This window comes from Thermomicrobiales bacterium (genome assembly GCA_023954495.1).
Taxonomy (GTDB): domain Bacteria; phylum Chloroflexota; class Chloroflexia; order Thermomicrobiales; family CFX8; genus JAMLIA01.
This window is the reverse complement of record JAMLIA010000001.1, coordinates 63629-82752: the sequence shown is the minus strand read 5'-3', so window position 1 is coordinate 82752 and position 19124 is coordinate 63629. Positions and strand designations below refer to the sequence as shown.

Sequence of the window (19124 nt, the reverse complement as noted above, 5' to 3'; positions counted from 1 at the left end):
AGCAGATGAGGGTTGCGGTGGTTGGTCGCTGTGCATCGGGAAAGAGCACGATCGCCGCTGCCCTGCGGGACCACGGCTACGACGCCTGGCCGGTTGCTCAGGAGCATTCGATCGTATCGGCCCTCTGGAACGCCAGGCAGCCGGACGCGCTCGTCCTTCTTGACGCGTCGCTCGCGACTGTTCGGAAGCGACGCCGCAACCCGGATTGGCCCGACTGGATCTATGAGCTGCAGACGGCCCGGTTGGCGAACGCGCGCGCGAGCGCGCACGTCGTCGTCAATACCGACGATCTCTCGATAGATGCTGTCGTATCGAACGTCCTTGACAAACTTGCTCGATGAACGTCCTGCGACTCGCCGAGTACACTTGATCGATTCACGATGACGCCCGTCTTGACGCGGATATCGAGGCAGATGAACGACCGAACGCACCGACATCATTCCCGTGTGGCAGTCGTTCTGATACTCGTGCTGGTTCTGACGGGCTGTGGATCGAGACAGGCGTCCTTTGATCTGGAGATCGGCGCTGGCGGCGATCAAGTGCTGACGCTCGCTGGTGGTGGTGCGTTGCCGATCACGCTTGACCCGGCGCTGCTGCGAGACGCTGACTCGTCCTTTCTCGCTCGGCAGATCTTTCGCGGACTGATGCGGCTCGACGACAGCCTGATCGCTCAGCCGGATCTCGCGGAGACGGTCGATGCGAGCGATGACGGGCTGAACTACACATTCACACTGCGCGAGAACCTCACGTTCCAGGATGGTACTGCGATCGACGCGGAGCGCGTGAAAGCGTCGTTCGAGCGCGCGGCAGACCCTGAGCTGGCTGGAGGCGACGGCAGTGAGCTGCCGGCCGCGATCTACTTCGGCGATATCGAAGGCATCGACGAATACCTGGCTGGACAAGCCGGAACGATCACCGGCATCCAGACGAGTGGCACCCAAACAGTCCGGATGACGCTGAAGCGACCCGCTGCCAACTTTCTCTATAAACTGACCGGCAGCCCGGCTGCGATCGTTGATGTGCGGGAGACGACTGGGTCCGACTGGTGGACTGAGGCAAACGGCAGCGGTCCATTCCAGATCGACGATGTGTCGTCGCAACTCATCAGGCTGATACCGTTCGACGGCTTCTATGCCGGTGCGCCGCGACTGCAGCAGGTGAATATCCTGTATGGCAGCGCCGCAGCTCAACCGCTCAATCTCTACGAGACGGGCGTCATCGACACCACGGAAGTGCCGTTCTACGCGATTGATCGTGTGTCGTCGCCGGCCGATCCGCTGTATGCCGAACTCGAGACAACGCCGCAGCTTTCGACCACGTTCATCCTGCTCAACGAGAATGTCGAACCGTTCGATGATCCTGCTGTGCGGCAGGCAGTCGTTCAGGCGCTCGATCGATCCAAAGTGACGCGGGTGAGCCTCGAAGATCGCGTGCGACAGGCGGAGGGTATTGTGCCGCCGGGGATTCTCGATCGCGACTGGGCATCAACTCCGCCGGCCTACGACCTTGGTGCCGCTCAGGCTGCGCTCGCTTCCGCCCAGCCGTTCCAGATCGCGCCAGCCTTCTATGGTGGCGGCGTGGCGGTCACGCTGGCCCAGGTGCTGGAGCGCGACCTCGGACTGGACAGCGACGCCATTTCGCTGGAGTGGAGTGAGTTCTCAAGCGCGCTCACGACCCGTCAACTGTCAGCCTTCGCGCTGTCCTGGATCGCAGATTACCCCGATCCGGCGAACTTCCTCGACTCGATGTTCCACACGGGTAGCCCGGATAACTACGCCGACTACTCGAATCCCGAGGTGGACGCCCTGCTCGATAACGCTGCAGTGGAACAGGATCCCGTGCGGCGTGCCAGACGCTATCTGGATGCACAGCAACTCATCCTCGATGACTATGTGCTGATCCCGCTGTACCACGACATCGCGTATACACTGGTCAAACCGTATGTGCGTGGCCTGACGATCACGCCAGTAGGGATTATGAGCCTGGAATCTGTCTGGATCGGCGAGCGCTGAGTGACGAGTCATCAACTTGAGGGTGTGCCCCTGTTACCGGGCAGCGAGATCGCAGTTCTGACCCCGGACGCGGTGCCGCAGCTCCGTGTGTCCTGGCATTCCCGATTCACAACAGCAGAACTCACCGAGCTCGCCAGGGCGCAGCCAAGCCTCTCGGTCTGGAACCAGCGTACCGGCGAGTTCCTCGTCGGTGGGCGCTGGCGCAATCGCCGCGATGTCGCGTCCGTCGCTGAGATCGCCGCGACATCTGGCGCAATTGACCTGATTGATGCGTTCTGCACCGTAGCGCAGCAGCACGGCATTGCCCTGGCTGTTGCCTCGGAACAGGTCGAACGTCGCCGGACGGCATTCTATGTCGGAGCGCGGTTCGAGCCGATCGAGGACATCATCATTTACGAGATGTCGCGCGTTCGGGCGCGAGCGCCACGGAGTGGCGATCTCAGGTTCGTTCCGCTACAGATCGAGAATCTCGTCATGCTCGAAGAGCTCATTCGCCTGGATAATGCCGCGTTCCCGTGGCTTTGGTGGAACAGTGAGGACGAGTTTCGTGAATACGCATCTGCGCCCGGCGTCGAGATACAGGTTGGATACGATGAATCGCGGCGAGCGGTCGCCTATGTTGGAACAACGCGCTTCCGCAACTGGGGACACCTCGACCGCATCGCGGTCAATCCTGAGATTCAGGGTCGCGGGCTGGGGCGTGTCGCGCTCGATTTCGCCGTATCGTCGCTCGCATCAGCGGGCGCTAGTCGCGTCGGACTGAGCACACAATCGCGTAACGTCCGCAGCCGAGCGCTGTACGAATCGTATGGATTTCACCGGTCGTCGTCGCACGATTATCGTGTCTTCGGTCGACTGCTCGATCCTGAACTGACGTTCAGGGATATTGTGGGGTAGGGAGAGTGGGGCGACATGGGTAGCACCTACGGATCGGCATTCCGCGTCACAACCTGGGGCGAGTCGCACGGACCCGCGCTCGGTGCAGTCATTGATGGCTGCCCAGCCGGTCTGGAAGTCAGCGAGGAGTTGATTCAACATGACCTCGATCGTCGACGTGTCGGGCAGTCTCGCGTCACCTCGCCGCGCAACGAGCGCGACAAAGTCCAGATACTTTCAGGCGTTTTCGAGGGTCGAACGACCGGCACGCCCATCTCGCTGATTACCTACAACAAGGATTCGGACTCGACCAAGTACGACATCATTCGCGACATGTACCGGCCAGGCCACGCCGACTTCACCTACTCGATGAAGTACGGCATCCGCGACCATCGCGGTGGCGGACGGTCGAGCGCCCGTGAGACGTGGGGTCGGGTGGCTTCGGCGGCCATTGGTCGTGTTTTGCTGAAGCAATCAGGCATCGACGTTTATGCGCACACGCTGCGGATTGGTGACGTCGTTGCCAGGACGTTCAATCGCGACGAGATCGATCAGAACATGGTGCGCGCGGCTGATCCTGACGCAGCAGAAGCGATGGTCGCCGCAATCGACCGGATCAAGCTGGAGTCCGATAGTCTCGGCGGCATCGTTGAGGTGCGAGCTGACAATGTGCCGCCGGGTCTCGGCGAGCCGACTGCCTACAAGCTCGATGCGTTGCTGGGGCAGGCGATGCTCAGCATTCCGGCAACCAAGGGCGTTGAGATTGGCTCCGGGTTCGCGGCTGTCGGCATGCGCGGATCTCAACATAACGACGCGTTTGTGCTGGACGAGAACGGCGGCGTGCGCACCCGTACGAACAACCACGGCGGCACGCTGGGCGGGATTTCGTCGGGCGAGCAGATCGTCGTCCGCGTAGCGATCAAGCCGACGTCGTCCATCAGCCAGGATCAGGACACGGTCGACGAGCACGGGAACGCGCGTAAGATCCTCGTCGAGGGCCGCCACGATCCGTGTGTCGTGCCGCGTGCCGTGCCGGTCGTGGAAGCGATGATGATCCTTGTCCTGACCGATCTGCTGCTGCTCAATCGGATGAGCCGTGCGGCGTGGGAGATGCCGTAGCGCCTCAGCGGACCGCGGCGCCCAGCAGCGGGAAGAGCAGATCCCAGTAGGCAGGTACGGTCTTGGCGACACAGCCGGGATCGGCGATCATCGTGCCGGCGATCTGGGTGCCGAGGATCGCAAAGCTCATCGCCATGCGGTGGTCGTCGTAGGTCTGGATGGTCGCTGGCTGCGGCTGCGCCGGATGGATCGTCAGCCCGTCCTCACGTTCATCGACCGGCACACCGACTCGACGCAGCTCGGTGACGATGGCGGAAATGCGGTCGGTCTCTTTCAAGCGGATATGGCCGATATTCCGAATGGTCGTCGGCCCGTTGGCGAACGGTGCGATTGCCGCGAGGGACTGCACCGTATCCGAGATGTCGCCCATATCGGCATCGACGCCGCGCAGCTGCTCTGGACCGTGAACCGTAACTGCGTCAGCACCTCGCTCAACGCAGCAGCCCATCGCTTCGAGCACGTCCACAAAGTGGAGGTCACCCTGCGCTGAGGTCGGCGGCAGATGCTCGACTGTGATCGAGCCGCCAGTGACGGCAGCTAGCGCAAAGAAGTAGCTTGCCGCTGAAGCGTCAGGCTCGATGTCATAGTCGCGTCCCGTGTAGCGCTGCTCTGGCTCGACCCAAAGGCGCTGGTAGTCATCATTGTGCAATTCGACGCCGAAGGCCGCCATCGTCGACGCGGTCATGTCGATGTACGGCTTCGAGACCAGATCGCCCTCGACGACGACTTCTAGTGGCTCACGTGCGTACGGCAGCACCATCGCGAGCGCGCTGAAGTACTGGCTCGACAGGTCGCCGCGCATGCGGATCGTCCCACCGGGAAGCCCGGTCGCAGCGAGCTCCACAGGTGGGCAGCCGTCCCCGGACGTAGACCGGACATTCACGTTGATCGATACCAGCCCGTCGATCAGGGGAGCGAGCGGACGCTGGCGCATCCTCTCTGTGCCATCCAGCCGGATCTGGCCGTGCGCCAGGGCCGCGAACGCCGTCAGGAAGCGCATCGATGTTCCCGAGTTGCCCAGGAACAGTTCAGCATTCGTCGCCGGAATCTCGCCATTTGCCCCGTGGACGGTGAGCACGCCGGACGACCAATCTGCATCAATCCTGACTCCGAGACTATTCAGCGCGGCGACCATGTAGCGCGTGTCGTCAGAGTCCAACGCGCCGCGCAGAACGGACACACCTTCGGCCAGCGCAGCGATGGGCAGCGCCCGGTTGGTGTAGCTCTTTGAACCGGGAATGGAAACCGACCCTGACACACGGTCGGCAGTCGGAATCGGCAGGGGATCGGTCAGCATGCTTCCCGCCTTCGGCTCTAAGTGAACGTCAAATCCCACGAATACGGAATGTCCGGAGAATCGTACGGAATGCGATACTCGTCCGGATCAGCAGGATCGTACGGTTGCGTCGGAAAGTTGATCAGATAGCAGGGTGTGACTCCCACGTTTTTGAAGCCGTGCAGCACACCAATCGGGATCTTTACGACGATGCGATTGTCGTCGCCCATGAAGAACTCGTTGACGACGCCGTAGGTCGGCGAATCTTCCCGAAGGTCATAGAGCGGAACTTTGATCATGCCGCTGACGCAGGTGAAATAGTCGGTCTGCTTCTTGTGGTAATGCCAGCCGCGAATGACGCCCGGATAAGACACCGAGACATAGCACTGGCCGAAGCCTTCAAAGAACGGGTCGTCACGCCGGATCAGCTCGGTCAATGCACCGCGCTCGTCAGCGTGCGTGACGAGGCGCTTGATCTCGACGCCCTCAATTATCTGTTGAGCCATCGGTCAGTCAGTCCTTTCTGGCCGGCGAAAGCGGTCCATTGTTCCAGGTCGCAAGCGCGATCATGCGCTCGGAATCGGAGCGATATGGCTCCAGGTCATACGAACCGTAAACGGCGATGAGCTGCCAACCCGCCCGGGCGAGAAGATGCTCAAGTTCCCAACGATGGATATAGCGCGTGTCGTACGCGTCCGTTACTCTGGAGACAGTGCCTGTCAGCGGGTCAGTTGTGTCAAACAGCACGGTCGTGTGAATCGTCTGGCGCTCCAGATCGTGGGTGCGCGTCACCCATTTGTCCAGTCGTCGACCATCCGACATAGCGCCGCTGTATTCAAGATCGACGCGCCCGTCTATTCCTGCCAGGTAGAGCGGGTCGGGGGACATCAGGTCGAGCAGCAGCAGACCTCCGTCGATCACGACCGAGCGAATGGCTTCGAGAGCCGCAAGTTGCGCATCGGCGTCCGGCAGATGCAGGAACGTATTGATTGCGGAGAACGCCATCCAGTATGGCGCGTCTGGCACGCATTCGGGCTGCAGGTCCTCGATGCGAGCGTGGACGAGTACTGTGTCGGGCTGCAAGCGTTCCTCGGCGAGACGCAGCATTGCCTGCGATGAGTCGACGCCAGTAAGTGGCAGGCCCAGATTTTCGAGCGCACGCAAGACTCGGCCGCTTCCGCAGCCGAGCTCCAGCACCGGTCCATTCGCCTCTACCGCGAAATGGCGGTAGAGTTCAAGGTCGTCCCGGTGCTGATCGTATTCAAGATCGTAGAATTCCGCGAACCGCAGGTACGCATCGACCATCTCGGACATGCGAACGATTGTACGCTGCGGACGGCAGGTGGCGCGCGATGAGACCGATCCGACTGCGTGCGCGACATAGTGCAGTACTGGAGCGATTCACACATGTGTGCCAAAACGAAAGCAAAACCAAAGCCTCAAGCCCCATCCGGTGGTGAGAAGGTCGTGACGGTCAACCGCAAGGCGTTCCACGACTTCTTCATCGAAGAGGACATGGAAGCTGGACTCCACCTAACCGGAACCGAAATCAAGTCGATCCGGGACGGACGGGTCAATTTGCGCGATGCCTACGCGCGCGTGCAGGGTGGCGAGGTGTGGCTGCATGGTATGCACATCTCGCCCTACCAGCACTCGGGTGAGTATTTTCAGCACGATCCGCTCAGGCCGAAGAAGCTCCTGCTGCATCGTAAGCAGATTGACTACCTGCAGAAGCAAACAGAAGCTGCCGGCTATACGCTGGTACCGCTGCGCCTCGTGCTGCGCCGTGGTCGCGCCAAGCTGGATCTTGGCCTTGCGCGTGGCAAGCGCGACTACGACAAGCGCCAGTCGCTGGCGGAACGCGATGCGCGCCGTCAGATCGAGCAGGCCTTGCGTCGACGCGACTAAAGGTGTATACTGTGGGTCGCACACTACGGGGATGTCCGGTTTCGACAGGGTCGTAGGTGCGAAGATTGCAGGTCGAGGACGCCCGAGGCCTCGTTAAAAACGGGCAAAAACACTAAACGGCGAGCGTGAGCTTGCTTTCGCTGCCTAGTTAACTAGGGAGCGACGTTCGCCCGGACCACAGCCCGGCTGGTCCGGATCCGAGCGACACTACGCTGGGCTGCCGCGGTTCTGATAGTCAGATAGGGCCGCGAAAGACAATCTGACAAGCCCGGTGAAACGCTGTCGGCGGTGGCTCACCAGGGTGAACAAAGCACCGACTATGCCTGTAGGATATCTTCGGCTGAAAGCTTTGGACGGGGGTTCGATTCCCCCCATCTCCACTGCGAGCGCCGACCGCAATTGCGGTCGGCGTTTTTCTTTTGCGCGCTGCTCAGTGTAGCCGCGCCTCGATGCTGATCTGGTCGGCATCCAGCTGAGCCAGCTTTGCACTCAGCACGTCGCTCGGGTAGGTGCCACGATCGCGAATGCGAAGGAGCTCGGCCCGCCCGGCTTCGATGACTTCCAGTCGCAACTCCGAGATTTCACCCTGTGACGCCTGTTGCTCGAGTTCTGGTGGCGGATTCAGCATCGTGTGCAGGATCGAGCGGGCCTGTGTGATTGATGACTCGGAGAACGGTGTGCCATCCCGCTTGGTCAATTCGCCGGCGTCGAGCGTGTTCAGGACTGCCTGATTGAGGTCGATTCCGAGTTGTTGCATGAGACTTTCGTTTGCTGCCGAGTTTTGCGTCGGCAGCTTCAGCGCGCGAACCAGCGTTGGAAGCGTGCCGCCTTGCAGGATCAGTGTGCCGGCGGCGACGAAGAATGCGACCAATATCAGGAGCGACCGATGTGGCGTATCGACAGGGAGCAACTGCGCTGCGGCCAACGTGATTGCGCCGCGCATTCCGGCGGCGACCAGCACAACGCCGTGCTTCGTGCCAAACTGCTCGCTGGCCAGATAGTCGATGTCAGCGATGCGGCGCGTCATGATGTCCTCAAACTGATCCCAGCGCCGACGATCGAGCGGCTTGCCTCGTCGCGTCACAGCGTTCTCGGCGTTCATGTTGGTGATCTGTTCGCTGAACTCGATGATGCGCTGACGCCGATCCGGGAGGCTGGCGCTGCGAAGTGCCAGCGACGGCCCCGAACACAAACACAGTTCTGATGACAATCAGCAACAGGATGACCGCCGCGCCACGATCTCAATCGCGGTTAGCTGCTGGTCAGACGTCGCACGCATGTCGACGATCAGCGTATAGAGCTGCAGGCCCATGACCAGGAAAATGCCACTCTCCAGAATGTGACTAATTGTTTCCCAGACAGCTGATTCGGCGATACGTACTTCAGACGACAGCCGCTTCGGTCTACGTTGGCCAGTGATCAATCCGGCGACGACCGCCGCGACCAGACCAGACGCACCGATATGCTCGGCCGGTATGGCAGCCAGAAAGGGAACAGTTAGCGAGAAGGCAACGTTGGATGCAGTGTCCGGGATCCGCGAGCGCAGTGAGACGTTGAGGCGACCGACGACAACGCCGATGAGGATTGCGATCGCCAGCGAGTAGAGGAAGTCGGTGGCGACATTCCAGAGCGAGACTGAGGCCGCGACGGCGGCGATTGCAGAGCGCAGGAGCACGAGCGCGGTCGCATCGTTAAACAGTGCTTCGCCGTCGAGGACATTGATGATTCGGGTTGATACGCCCGATCGGCGCACGATCCCAGTGGCGACGGCGTCGGTCGGCGACACCACTGCACCGACTGCGATACCGATCGACAACGGCAGGTCCGGCACGAGCCAGGTCAACAGGAACCCGACAGACACTGCCGATGCAATGACCAGCAGGACGGCGAACACCGAGATCGTCCAGAGGTCGCGACGGAACCCCATTGTTGGTGTGTTCACTGCCGCCGAATACAGCAATGGCGGAAGGACGCCGCCAAGAATCCATTCTGGCTCAATATGAATAGCGGGGATGAACGGAAGTAGCCCGACCGCCGCACCGAGGACGACCAGAATGAGTGGCGCGGCAATGCCGAACTTCGGGGATATGGTCGTGATCAGGACAATCGCGATGACCCCGATGACAACAACTGGGAGTAGATCCATACATGCTCCCAACGAGCTGGGCTGAACAACGATCGGTTATACGCTACGAAAGCGCCCGAAACGGGGATAGAAGTGCAACCTGAAAATTTTAAGGGCAACCGAAGTAATGGCAAAAAACTCGAGCCCGAGCGCCGATCCTGTGTGGTGTTTGCGCCGGGATCGTCAAGAGGGGTAGGTGTGTCGCAGCCATCGACGCGTGCGCGTCGATGGCTACCGGATCATCCTAGTGCTCGCAGTGGCCTTCGGCCTTGCGACGCCCGCGATTGAAGCGGCCGAAGCCTCCGCCTCGCGGATCGCGTCCGCCGCGGAAGTCGCGCGGGCCTGGCCCACGTCCCGCTCCCCGGCGCCGACCACCCGGTCGCTTTCTGCGGCCGCCCGCCTCGGCAGAGAATTTTTCGATGTCCTCGTCGTCGAGGCCAAGTCGTTCCTGTAGCGCGCTGTTCACGCGGTCCAGATAGCCGCCCAGCGTCTCCTGCTCCTCGGCTGTGAGGGCGTCGAAGATGTCGGCAAGGCCGGGTTGTTCCGCCTGCTCCTCGTTGCGGCCCTTGTCGGTGAGCTTGATAATCATGACCCGGCCATCTTCTGGCGACTGCTCGCGAGTGACATAGCCACCCTTGATCAGCTTGGAGATGAGCTCGTTCAGGGACGCGATGTGCAGTCCGAGAATGTGCGCCAGGTCCTTCGTCTTCATGCCGTCTTGCAGCTTCAGGACGGCGAGTATCCGCCCCTGGCCGCGCGTGGTGTCAGCGAGATGTCCGTGCTCCGCATGGAACTGCATGCGCTGGAACCTGGCCAACCACATCGTGTGCATGAATTTTTCTGCTAGTTCGTCGTTCAAGAGTGTCTCCTTCGTGTTATCGAATTTCCATCGGGCACCCTTCATACGGGTACCCGCCACATATGATACAACGGGTACCCGTAGATTGTCAAGGGCAATTTCGGATGTTGCATTTCCGGAGTCTGCTGCACGGAGTGATGCTCGATAAATGCCGTGTGATAGGCTCTCGAAATCGTCATGAACCGATCCGCGCACGCAGCCGACCGACTGATGAGTTGGCGACCGATGATGGCGTGTCTGAAGGGATGGCCAGCCTGTGAGTACCAGCCGTCTGGAAGCGTTCAGCGATGGGGTCCTGGCAATCATCATCACGATCATGGTGTTGGAGTTGAGTGTTCCAGAGAAGCACACGTTCGCCGCACTCTGGGACACGACCGGCTTGGGGCTTCTCTCATACGCGTTGAGTTTCGTCTACGTCGGCATCTATTGGAATAACCATCACCACATGTTCCAGCTCACTGAACAAATCAGCGGGGCAGCGCTCTGGGCGAACTTGCACTTGCTGTTCTGGCTGTCGCTCATCCCATTCTCGACTGCATGGATGGATGAGGGCTCGTTCACGAAGACGCCGACGGTGGTCTACGGCGTCAATCTGCTCGGCGCGGCTGTCGCCTACTTCATCCTGCAGGCGGCGATCATTCGCTATCAGGGACGTCAATCTACGCTCAGGAATGCTGTTGGAAGCGATACCAAGGGCCGGGTGTCACCGGCGCTGTACATTGCGGGGATCGTTGTCGCGGCACTCTTCGGGGACTCAACGCTCGGAATCATCGTCGCTGTTGGTTTCTATGTGATCGTGGCAATTCTCTGGCTGATTCCGGACCAACGAATCGAGCACGTCATCGCCGCTCGGGCAGACATCGGCGACGATTGATTGCGATCCAGGGCAGCAGGTGACATTGATGAGCTACCCACAACACCCTGCGATTCAGATTCGAACACTTGGCGCGGATGAGATCGATGAGTTTCTCCAACTGTGTTTGGCGCTGGATGCCGAGACGAACCTGATGATGCTGGAGCCGGGCGAACGAAGTGGGATGCTTGATCGCCAGCGCCAGGAAATCAGCGACACGTTACAGAGCGATAACTCAACGATTCTCGTCGCGGTCGACCACGGCACGCTCGTTGGCTACGTGACCGCATCCGGCGGCGCATATCTGCGCAATCGACACAGTGTCGATATTGTTGCCGGAGTGCTGCAATCGTATGCAGGCAAGGGGATTGGCGGCCGCCTGTTTGAACGGCTGATCGCCTGGGCACCCGAGCATGGCGTGCACCGAATGCAGCTCACCACGATGGTGCACAACGCGCCGGCCCGGCGACTGTACGCGCGGATGGGGTTCGAGGTTGAAGGTGTTCGGAAGCAGTCAGTGATTGTTGATGGTGAACCGGTCGACGAGGTAGCGATGGCGCTCATCCTCGACCGACCGGCTCACTAGCTCAATCGAGTGAGGCGTCGGTCAGGATCTCGGCGAGCAGGTCATCGTTGATGCTGCCGCCGGAGATGATGCAGATGCTTCGACCGGACGAGTCCGCTTCGGCAGCCAGCGCAGCCGCGACGGCGAGGCCGCCTGCCGGTTCGGCAACGAGCTTGTTACGCAGCGCCAGACGCTTGACCGCCGCCTTGGCGTCGCGATCTGAAATGAGCACCGTTTCATCGACAACCGAGCGAAGCACCTCGAAGACGTCCGGCAGGACGAGCGGCACCGCCACGCCATCGCAAATCGTCTGGCACGGCGCTGACACCGGTTCGCCAGCCTCGAGGCTGCGGGTAAACGCGCAGCAACCTTCGGGCTCGACGCCGATCACTTTGATGTCCGGTCGCAGAGCTTTAATCGCCGAGCCAACGCCGCCGATCAGCCCGCCGCCGCCGACCGGGACGTATACCCGCTCGACCTCCGGCATGTCCTCGACAATCTCCAGACCGATGGTCGCCGAACCGGCCATCTCGCGCCATGGGTGAATGAAGGTGTACGGCTCGTCCTTCCAGCCCTCTTCGGTCATGAAGCGAAAGACTTCTGCGCTGGGCACGAGGACCGGCGTGCCGCCGTACGCCTCCATCGCCCGCACCTTTGTTTCCGGCGCGTGCTCGGGCATCAGGCTGCGTGCGGTCGTGCCGAAGTGTCGCGCGGTCCAGGCGAGCGCCTGTGCTGTGTTGCCGGCGCTGGTTGTCGAGAGTCCCCGCGCCCGCTCCTCTTCGCTCTTGGCCGCTACGGCGTTGAAAACAGTCCGGAGCTTGAACGATCCAATTGGCTGCAGCGTTTCCGGCTTCAGATAGATGCTGGACGGCTTGCCATACGAGTGGAGCGGAATCAGCGGAGTTCTGACGACCACGCCTTCAATCCGTGCGGCCGCTGCACGGATATCGTCCAGTGTCGGACGGATGCTCACGTATCTTCCTCCTGCTTGCGGGGGCTAACTGGCGACCGACGCGGTTGCGTTTTCCAGCGCCAGGCGAATCACGTCGAAATCCTCATCGCTGATCTTGTGGACGTTGCCCTGGAAGGCGAGCGTCCAGTTGGCAGCCGGCCATTTGGCGACGTGCGCCATCTGACGCGCGATCGGCTCGGCTTCCAGAAAGTCGTCCTGATCGAGGGTGATTACCGGCTCGATGTTGAACCGCCAAGGGTAGTCTTCCTTGTCGCGCTTCGGATCCTTGCTCTTCCAGATCAGCGTATGATCTTCGAAATAGGTTGACGTAACCGTCGCATAACCGGCAAACGCCTTCATGCCGGTAATGTACCAGGCTATCCGATCGCCCGGCTGCATCGATTCAGCCTTCTTGCGATGTCGGCTCTTCAATCCCTGTATCGTAAAGCCGTGCTCACGCGTGGCCGCATAGTTGTCCGGCGAGCCGACGACAATCCAGTTGGTATTGTTTGACATATCTGCGATCCTGACACTATATCTACGGCAAGCGTGCTGACAGTATCGCTTGCCGACCAAGTGTACGTTCACTCTATCATCGATCGTGTTGAAACGGGAGATCAGGTCATGGCGACGCAAGATCGCTCCGAGTTGCTCCGGTCGCTCGCAGCCGTAGTCGGCGAAGCGTGGGTCGTCTCAGATCCGGCCGGCCTGTCGGTCTATCAGTACGACGCCTCGGACGAGGCCATCGCCGGGATTCACCAGCCGGTTGCTGCGGTCCTGCCGGCTACAGCTGAAGAGGTGCGCGACGTCGTTCGTGTTGCACTGGCGCACGGCCTGCCGGTCGTGCCGCGTGGCGCGGGGACCGGTCTTGCTGGTGGAGCTATCGCCTGTCGCGGTGGCGTCATGATCGTTATGACCCGGATGACGCGCATCCTCGAAGTGCACGAAGTTGATCGCTACGCGATTGTCGAGCCGGGGCTCATCAACCTCGATCTATCGACAGCGATTGCGCATCGGGGCTACTTCTTCGCGCCCGACCCCGCCAGCCAGCGCGCGTGTTCAATCGGTGGCAATGTCGCCAACAACTCCGGTGGCCCGCACTGCCTGAAATACGGCGTCACCAGCAATCACATCCTTGGACTTGAGGTCGTCCTGCCAGACGGCTCGCTGACCTGGGTCGGCGGATCGTCGGCCGAGACACCTGGCTTCGACCTGACCGGCGCGCTAGTCGGCTCGGAGGGCACGCTCGGCGTCGTGACCAAGGCGATGGTGCGGCTGACGCGCACTCCCGAAGAGGTCGCGGTCCTGCTGGCGTCGTTCCCGACGATGGAGTCCGCCTCGCGAGCCGTCACGGCGATCATCGCCGACGGCATTCTGCCCGCGTCGCTGGAGATGATGGACGCGCTGACGATCACCGCTGTTGAAGCCGCCTTCCATTGTGGGTATCCGCTGGATGCTGCCGCCGTGCTGCTCGTTGAGCTGGACGGCTTACGGGAGACGGTCGCCGAGCATAGGGAAGCGGTCGCTCGTCTCTGCCGCCTGCACGATGCGCAACAGGTGCGGTCGGCGACGACGAAAGCCGAGCAGGATCTGTTGTGGCTGGGTCGTAAGGCAGCATTCGGCACGCTTGGTCGCCTCGCTCCGAACTACTACTTGCAGGACACCGTTGTGCCGCGCACGAAGCTGCCCTCGGCATTGGAGTTCGTCGGCCAGATCAGCCGCGATTTCGACATCCAGATCGCCAACGTGTTTCACGCAGGCGACGGCAACCTGCATCCGCTGATGCTGTTCGATCGTTATCGGGCGGGGGAGATTCAGCGCGTGCTGGAGGCCGGTGACGCGCTGCTGGCGCATTGCATCGACGCCGGAGGGTCTGTCAGCGGCGAACACGGGATCGGCATGGAGAAGAAGGACGCGCTCTCATTAGTCTTCACGACCGACGATTTGGCCGCGATGGCCGGATTGAAACGGTCGTTCGATCCGCGCGAGCTGTTCAACCCGGACAAAGTGTTCCCAACCGCGTTCTCGTGCGGCGGTTTCAACCTGAAGCAACAGGCGCTGGAAGTGGACGGCATGTATGTCGTCTGAGGTCGAGCAGGTTCCAATTGTCGTCGATGGCGACGAGATTACGGACGTGCGGTTTCCGGAGTCTCAGCAGGAGCTAGCTGAGACGCTACGGTCGTTGCAGCGCGATGGTGCGCACGCACTTATCGTTGGTGGCGGGACGCGACCGGCGTTCGGCAATCTCGGCGGCCCATTCGAGTTTGCCATCTCAACCGGCAAGCTCAATCGCATTCTGCAGTATGAGCCGGACAATATGACGATGGCCGTCGAGCCGGGCTGCACAATCCTGCAAATTCGCGAAGCGCTGGCCGCGAACCGACAGTCGATCGCTCTTGATGCCGCCCACGACTCCCGTTCGACGATTGGTGGCGCGTACGCCACCGGCATGAGCGGCCCGCGTCGCCTCGGCGGCGGCTCACTGAAAGACTGGGTCATCGGCGTCGAGGTGATGGGACCGGACGGCGTGAACGCCAAGGCGGGCGGCATGGTGGTCAAGAACGTCACCGGCTTCGACATGATGCACCTGCACTATGGAGCGCTGGGTGCGTTTGGTGTTGTTACTCGCCTGAATCTGAAGGTGTTCCCAGCGCCGACGGCGAGCCGATCGATCCAGCTCACATATGACTCGGCGGAGGACGCACACGCTGCCGCCGTCGCGCTCCTGACGTCACAACTCCTGCCGGCATCAATCGTGGTTTCGAACGTACCCAGTGGTTGGCAGACGTCTGTGCGCTGCGATGCCCCGGCTGAGGCGATCGACCTGCTCGTCCAGCGTATGATGGACGTGGCTGCGCGGGCTGTAGCTCCGAACGCGACAGATCTCACCGAAGACGGAAACAATGCCTTGTCGACGTTTCGAGCGGTTGCCGACCTCGCGACTGATGGTGCTGTCGCACGACTGCCGATCCGGGCGTCGTTGCAGCCAGCGGCGCTTCCACGGCTGGCAGACGCTGGCTGGGCGGTCTGTGCCGATGTCGGGTCGGGGCTTGTGTATGCTCGTCGTCCGTCGATTGAATCAATCAAGGACGCGGGAATCGATGCATTCGCTTCAGCGACCTGGCTGTCGCTGCCGCCGCATCTCAAAGCCGATTGCGATGTATTTGGACCGACACCCGAGGCAGTTCAGCCGATTCTCCGGCGACTTAAAGACAGCTTCGATCCGAAACGACGCTTGAACCGCGGTCGGTTTGCGCTTGGCCTGTAGGGCGAGAGGACATCAGCGGGATGGTCAGTGAATCCATCAATGGTCAGTTTGCCCAGGCAGTCGTGGAACCGGAACGCTTGTCCGGGTTTCAAGGTCCCGATGCCCCGCCTGAAGATGTCATGCGCGCTTGCGTGCATTGCGGCTTCTGTCTGCCGGCCTGTCCGACCTATCGTCTGACGCTGCGTGAGCGGTCCTCGCCACGTGGTCGGATCGCATTGATTAAGTCCGTCCATGAGGGACATCTCAGTATTCTTGATCCGATCTTCCAGGAGGAGATGTCGCTGTGCCTCAATTGCCGAGCCTGCGAGGCCGCCTGTCCGTCCGGCGTGAAGTACGGCGAGCTGGTCGAGACGGCTCGGACGCAGATCGAGCGCGTTAATCGCCACGCTCCGCACGTTTCGCTGGCGCGCACGGCGGCATTCCGCGGCGCATTCGGCAGCACGCGACGCTTCCGGGCGCTCTCGTCCGGCTTGCGCCTGTACCAGCGCAGCGGAGCGCAACAGGTCGTGCGGAAATCGGGCGTCCTCAAGCTCATGAACCTCAGCAAGCAGGAAGCGATGCTGCCGGAGCTGACGGACGAATTCCTCATCCCAGGACAGGAGTACTGGCCGGCCGAAGGCGAACGACGGGGAACTGTTGCGCTGCTGGCAGGTTGCATCATGAGCACCGCCTACGCAGATGTCGATCGAGCGACCGCGCGCGTGCTAGCGCGCAATGGCTACGACGTTGTTGTGCCGACTGGCCAGGGCTGCTGCGGTGCATTGTCCGTTCACTCCGGTGATATGGACAATGGCCGATCTCAGGCGCGCGCCAACATCGAAGCGTTCGACAATCCGCAATTTGATGCGGTGATCGTCAACGCGGCTGGATGCGGTGCTGCAATGAAGGAGTACGGCTTCCTGCTGCGCGATGACCCTGCCTACGCCGAGCGCGCGAAGCAGTTTAGTGAGCGCGTCAAGGACGCAACCGAGTTCCTGGCTCAGGCTGGATTGGCGAGTACTCCGGGGCATCTTGAAATCGAAGTCACCTACCAGGAGCCGTGTCACCTGGCGCACGCACAGCGCATCACTCGTGAACCGCGCGAGCTGCTGCATGCGATACCGGGTTTGAAGCTGGTCGAAATGCCCGAGTCGACGATGTGTTGCGGGAGTGCCGGTATCTACAACCTGATGCAGCCGGAAGTGTCGGCATCGCTGCTGACCCGCAAGCTGGACAACGCTGCGACCACCGGCGTGCGAACGATTGTTTCGGCTAACCCCGGCTGCATGATGCAACTCGTCGCTGGTCTACGTGAGCGCGGCGAGCAGGTCGAAGTTGTCCATATCATGACGTTGCTCGACAACGCCTACGCGGCAGCGGCGGCGCCAGTTACGGTGTGATCCGCATCGCTAACTAATTGCGGGAAACCGGATCGTCGTGACGGCGCCACCCTCGGGTCGGTTCCGAATATCGAACGTGCCCTTGAGGTCGGACATGGTGAGGGTTCGGGCGATACGCAGGCCCAAACTGCTGTCGCGTTCGATGTCGAAGCCGTCCGGCAGGCCGCTACCGTCGTCCTCAATCCGCAATTCGATCTGGCCGTCGTCGCTGCTTGGTCTGATCCAGATGTGGCCCGAATCCCGATCGGCCATGCCGTGCTCGATGGAGTTCGTCACGCATTCATTCACGAGTAGCGCCAGGATCGTCGCCTGCCGGGAACTGGCCGTCGCATCGCTCGGCAAGACCTCAAACTCGACGTGCGTGCCATGTGGCACGACATTGACCGACGCTTCGTCAACGACGTGCTTCACAATCGACGTCACCGTCGCCGACGTCAGGTTGTCGGCCGATAGCAGATTGTGGACAGCGGCGATCGACTGGACTCGCGCAACCGCCTCCTGGAGCGTGGCCTTGTGGGCAGGATGCGATGCGTGGCGAGCCTGCATCGACAGCAGCGCTGCGACCGTTTGCAGGTTATTGCGGACGCGGTGGTGCATCTCCTGCAAGAGCGTAGATGCGCGCGCGAACCCGCGATTGGCTTCGTCATACAGCTCGGCATTTTCGACCGCCAGCGCGGCGGCGTCGGCGAACGCCTGGAAGAGGCCCAGCTTCTGCTCAATATGGTTCTCGTCGAGTCGCGCTCGGACGAAGACGCTGCCGATGAGTCGATGCGCTGTGAGCAGCGGCGCGCCGATCAGTATCTGCTCGCCGTCAGTTTCAACAGCGACGGCGCTTCGTGTTGTCGTCACGCGCTCAACCAGTGAGAGCGGGAAGATGTCTGCGGCATGCTCCGGACCCGCCGTGCCGACGCAGTGTGGCATCCCATCTGACTCCGGTGTCGTAGCGAGCACAACCGCGGCGTCACCGCGCGCAATCGATGCTGCGTGTTGCGCTATCAACGGGTACAGATCCTCGGGCAGGCGCTCGGCGACGAGGCTGCGACTGACCGATTGCAGCACCCGCATCTCGTCGATACGACGATGGAGGGCTTCGTCGGTCTGGCTGTATAGCCGCGCGTTCTCGATTGCGATTGCCAGTTCGCCGCCGGCCGTCTCGAGGAACGTGACTTCGTCCGGATCGAACGACCGCGGCGCGATCGACTGAATGTTCATCACCCCAACAAGGCGCTCGGGCTCGCGCAGGAGCAACGGCACCGACACCTGCGACGTGTAGCGCTCTTCGCCAACGATCGGGTAGGTGAAGAACGCCGGATGCGACTGGGCGACTTCGACCACCTGCGTCTGGTGGCTGGTGGCCGCAAGCCCGGTGATACCAGCGTCGGACCGGATGGCGATGCGGCCAATGGCCTCCGGATTCAGCCCCTTGGTGGCTCGAAGGATCAGCGCCGAGGTGTGCTCATCGTGCAGGAACACTGAACAGGCGTCGCCATCGATCGTTTCTGCCACGGTCTCGACGATCGTCGTCAGGACGTCGTCGAGGCGCAGGCTGGATGTCGCCGCGCGGTTGATTCGGTGCAGCGCGGCGAGGCGGGCGACGTGGCTGGAGAGCCGGCCGGGCGGTCGGTGCGTCGTGCCGCGCATGCGGACGACCTGATCGACGTAGCCGCGGACGATCGAGCCGAGCGTATCGGCACTGAGCACCGCGAGCAGGTCAGCGGCGCTTTGCTCCAGCAACTCAAACGTCTCTTCAATCGTCAGGTCAGCTTCGGCGCACGATGCGCCGAGCCGATACGCAGCACGTTTTGCTTGTGTGCCGGCTTGCGTCGGCTCTGGTTGAATAGTTTCAAGAAACTGCGTCAGTGCATCAATCGGCGCGATCTTCGCGTCAGCCATTGACATCCCCCTTGTCGCCAATGGGTCAGTATGGGGCGA

The 19124-nt window shown here is 61.5% G+C and carries 19 protein-coding genes and 1 other RNA gene; 11 read left to right on the top strand and 9 right to left on the bottom strand.

Features of this window, described 5'->3' with window-relative positions; all coding sequences use genetic code 11:
* Positions 1 to 5 precede the first annotated feature (5 nt).
* The 4 genes from M9890_00405 (at position 6) to aroC (ending at position 4007) form a co-directional block, all read left to right on the top strand.
* Entirely contained in the window at positions 6 to 341 is a 336-nt protein-coding gene (locus tag M9890_00405; protein ID MCO5175432.1) for a hypothetical protein, read from the top strand.
* A gap of 72 nt (positions 342 to 413) precedes the next feature.
* Positions 414 to 2012: a peptide ABC transporter substrate-binding protein gene (locus M9890_00400; protein ID MCO5175431.1), complete on the top strand. Its 1599-nt coding sequence runs from the start codon at positions 414 to 416 to the stop codon at positions 2010 to 2012.
* Positions 2013 to 2909, top strand: coding sequence for a GNAT family N-acetyltransferase (locus tag M9890_00395; protein ID MCO5175430.1), 897 nt, complete (start codon positions 2013 to 2015; stop codon positions 2907 to 2909).
* 15 nt (positions 2910 to 2924) lie between these two features.
* Positions 2925 to 4007, top strand: coding sequence for a chorismate synthase (aroC, locus tag M9890_00390; protein ID MCO5175429.1), 1083 nt, complete (start codon positions 2925 to 2927; stop codon positions 4005 to 4007).
* A 4-nt stretch (positions 4008 to 4011) separates the two neighbouring features.
* On the opposite strand, the gene aroA is transcribed toward aroC, so the two are convergent.
* The 3 genes from aroA to M9890_00375 are packed head-to-tail and all read right to left on the bottom strand — an operon-like array spanning position 4012 to position 6597.
* Positions 4012 to 5304, bottom strand: coding sequence for a 3-phosphoshikimate 1-carboxyvinyltransferase (gene aroA / locus M9890_00385; GenBank protein MCO5175428.1), 1293 nt, complete (start codon positions 5302 to 5304; stop codon positions 4012 to 4014).
* A 17-nt stretch (positions 5305 to 5321) separates the two neighbouring features.
* Positions 5322 to 5789 (bottom strand): dTDP-4-dehydrorhamnose 3,5-epimerase family protein, encoded by a 468-nt coding sequence (locus M9890_00380; GenBank protein ID MCO5175427.1) that lies wholly within the window; start codon positions 5787 to 5789, stop codon positions 5322 to 5324.
* Positions 5790 to 5796: 7 nt separating this feature from the next.
* A complete protein-coding gene (locus tag M9890_00375) occupies positions 5797 to 6597 on the bottom strand; it encodes a methyltransferase domain-containing protein (GenBank protein MCO5175426.1) in 801 nt (266 codons plus the stop codon).
* 93 nt (positions 6598 to 6690) lie between these two features.
* On the opposite strand from M9890_00375, the gene smpB reads away from it, so the two are divergent.
* Positions 6691 to 7191 (top strand): SsrA-binding protein SmpB, encoded by a 501-nt coding sequence (gene smpB / locus M9890_00370; protein MCO5175425.1) that lies wholly within the window; start codon positions 6691 to 6693, stop codon positions 7189 to 7191.
* Between the two features lie 27 nt (positions 7192 to 7218).
* Positions 7219 to 7574, top strand: a transfer-messenger RNA (tmRNA) gene (gene ssrA, locus M9890_00365).
* Positions 7575 to 7621: 47 nt separating this feature from the next.
* On the opposite strand, the gene M9890_00360 is transcribed toward ssrA, so the two are convergent.
* The 3 genes from M9890_00360 to M9890_00350 all read right to left on the bottom strand — a co-directional run bounded on the left by M9890_00360 (position 7622) and on the right by M9890_00350 (position 10175).
* Positions 7622 to 8293, bottom strand: coding sequence for a hypothetical protein (locus M9890_00360; protein ID MCO5175424.1), 672 nt, complete (start codon positions 8291 to 8293; stop codon positions 7622 to 7624).
* A gap of 108 nt (positions 8294 to 8401) precedes the next feature.
* Complete coding sequence (locus tag M9890_00355; protein MCO5175423.1) at positions 8402 to 9337, bottom strand: sodium:proton antiporter; 936 nt, start codon at positions 9335 to 9337, stop codon at positions 8402 to 8404.
* A gap of 223 nt (positions 9338 to 9560) precedes the next feature.
* Positions 9561 to 10175, bottom strand: coding sequence for a MarR family transcriptional regulator (locus M9890_00350; protein ID MCO5175422.1), 615 nt, complete (start codon positions 10173 to 10175; stop codon positions 9561 to 9563).
* A gap of 256 nt (positions 10176 to 10431) precedes the next feature.
* Here M9890_00350 and M9890_00345 point away from each other — a divergent pair, with 256 nt between their 5' ends.
* On the top strand, positions 10432 to 11049 hold the full coding sequence (locus M9890_00345; protein MCO5175421.1) for a TMEM175 family protein: 618 nt from the start codon (positions 10432 to 10434) through the stop codon (positions 11047 to 11049).
* Positions 11050 to 11077: 28 nt separating this feature from the next.
* Positions 11078 to 11614 carry a GNAT family N-acetyltransferase gene (locus tag M9890_00340; protein ID MCO5175420.1) on the top strand — a complete coding sequence of 179 codons (537 nt, stop codon included), beginning with the start codon at positions 11078 to 11080 and terminating at the stop codon, positions 11612 to 11614.
* Position 11615: 1 nt separating this feature from the next.
* Here the strand turns inward: M9890_00340 and M9890_00335 are convergent, their stop codons facing one another.
* Both M9890_00335 and M9890_00330 read right to left on the bottom strand, forming a co-directional pair.
* Entirely contained in the window at positions 11616 to 12566 is a 951-nt protein-coding gene (locus tag M9890_00335; GenBank protein MCO5175419.1) for a pyridoxal-phosphate dependent enzyme, read from the bottom strand.
* Between the two features lie 24 nt (positions 12567 to 12590).
* The gene (locus M9890_00330) at positions 12591 to 13061 is read right to left on the bottom strand and encodes an EVE domain-containing protein (GenBank protein MCO5175418.1); all 471 of its coding nucleotides are present in this window, start codon (positions 13059 to 13061) and stop codon (positions 12591 to 12593) included.
* A 108-nt stretch (positions 13062 to 13169) separates the two neighbouring features.
* Between M9890_00330 and M9890_00325 the strand changes: the two genes are divergently transcribed.
* The 3 genes from M9890_00325 to M9890_00315 are packed head-to-tail and all read left to right on the top strand — an operon-like array spanning position 13170 to position 17192.
* Complete coding sequence (locus M9890_00325) at positions 13170 to 14633, top strand: FAD-binding protein (GenBank protein ID MCO5175417.1); 1464 nt, start codon at positions 13170 to 13172, stop codon at positions 14631 to 14633.
* The gene (locus M9890_00320; GenBank protein ID MCO5175416.1) at positions 14623 to 15813 is read left to right on the top strand and encodes an FAD-binding oxidoreductase; all 1191 of its coding nucleotides are present in this window, start codon (positions 14623 to 14625) and stop codon (positions 15811 to 15813) included. Before M9890_00325 ends, M9890_00320 begins: the two co-directional genes overlap by 11 nt.
* 20 nt (positions 15814 to 15833) lie before the next feature.
* Entirely contained in the window at positions 15834 to 17192 is a 1359-nt protein-coding gene (locus M9890_00315) for a (Fe-S)-binding protein (protein MCO5175415.1), read from the top strand.
* A 9-nt stretch (positions 17193 to 17201) separates the two neighbouring features.
* Here M9890_00315 and M9890_00310 read toward each other — a convergent pair whose 3' ends face one another.
* Positions 17202 to 19085, bottom strand: coding sequence for a GAF domain-containing protein (locus tag M9890_00310; GenBank protein MCO5175414.1), 1884 nt, complete (start codon positions 19083 to 19085; stop codon positions 17202 to 17204).
* Between the last annotated feature and the right edge of the window lie 39 nt (positions 19086 to 19124).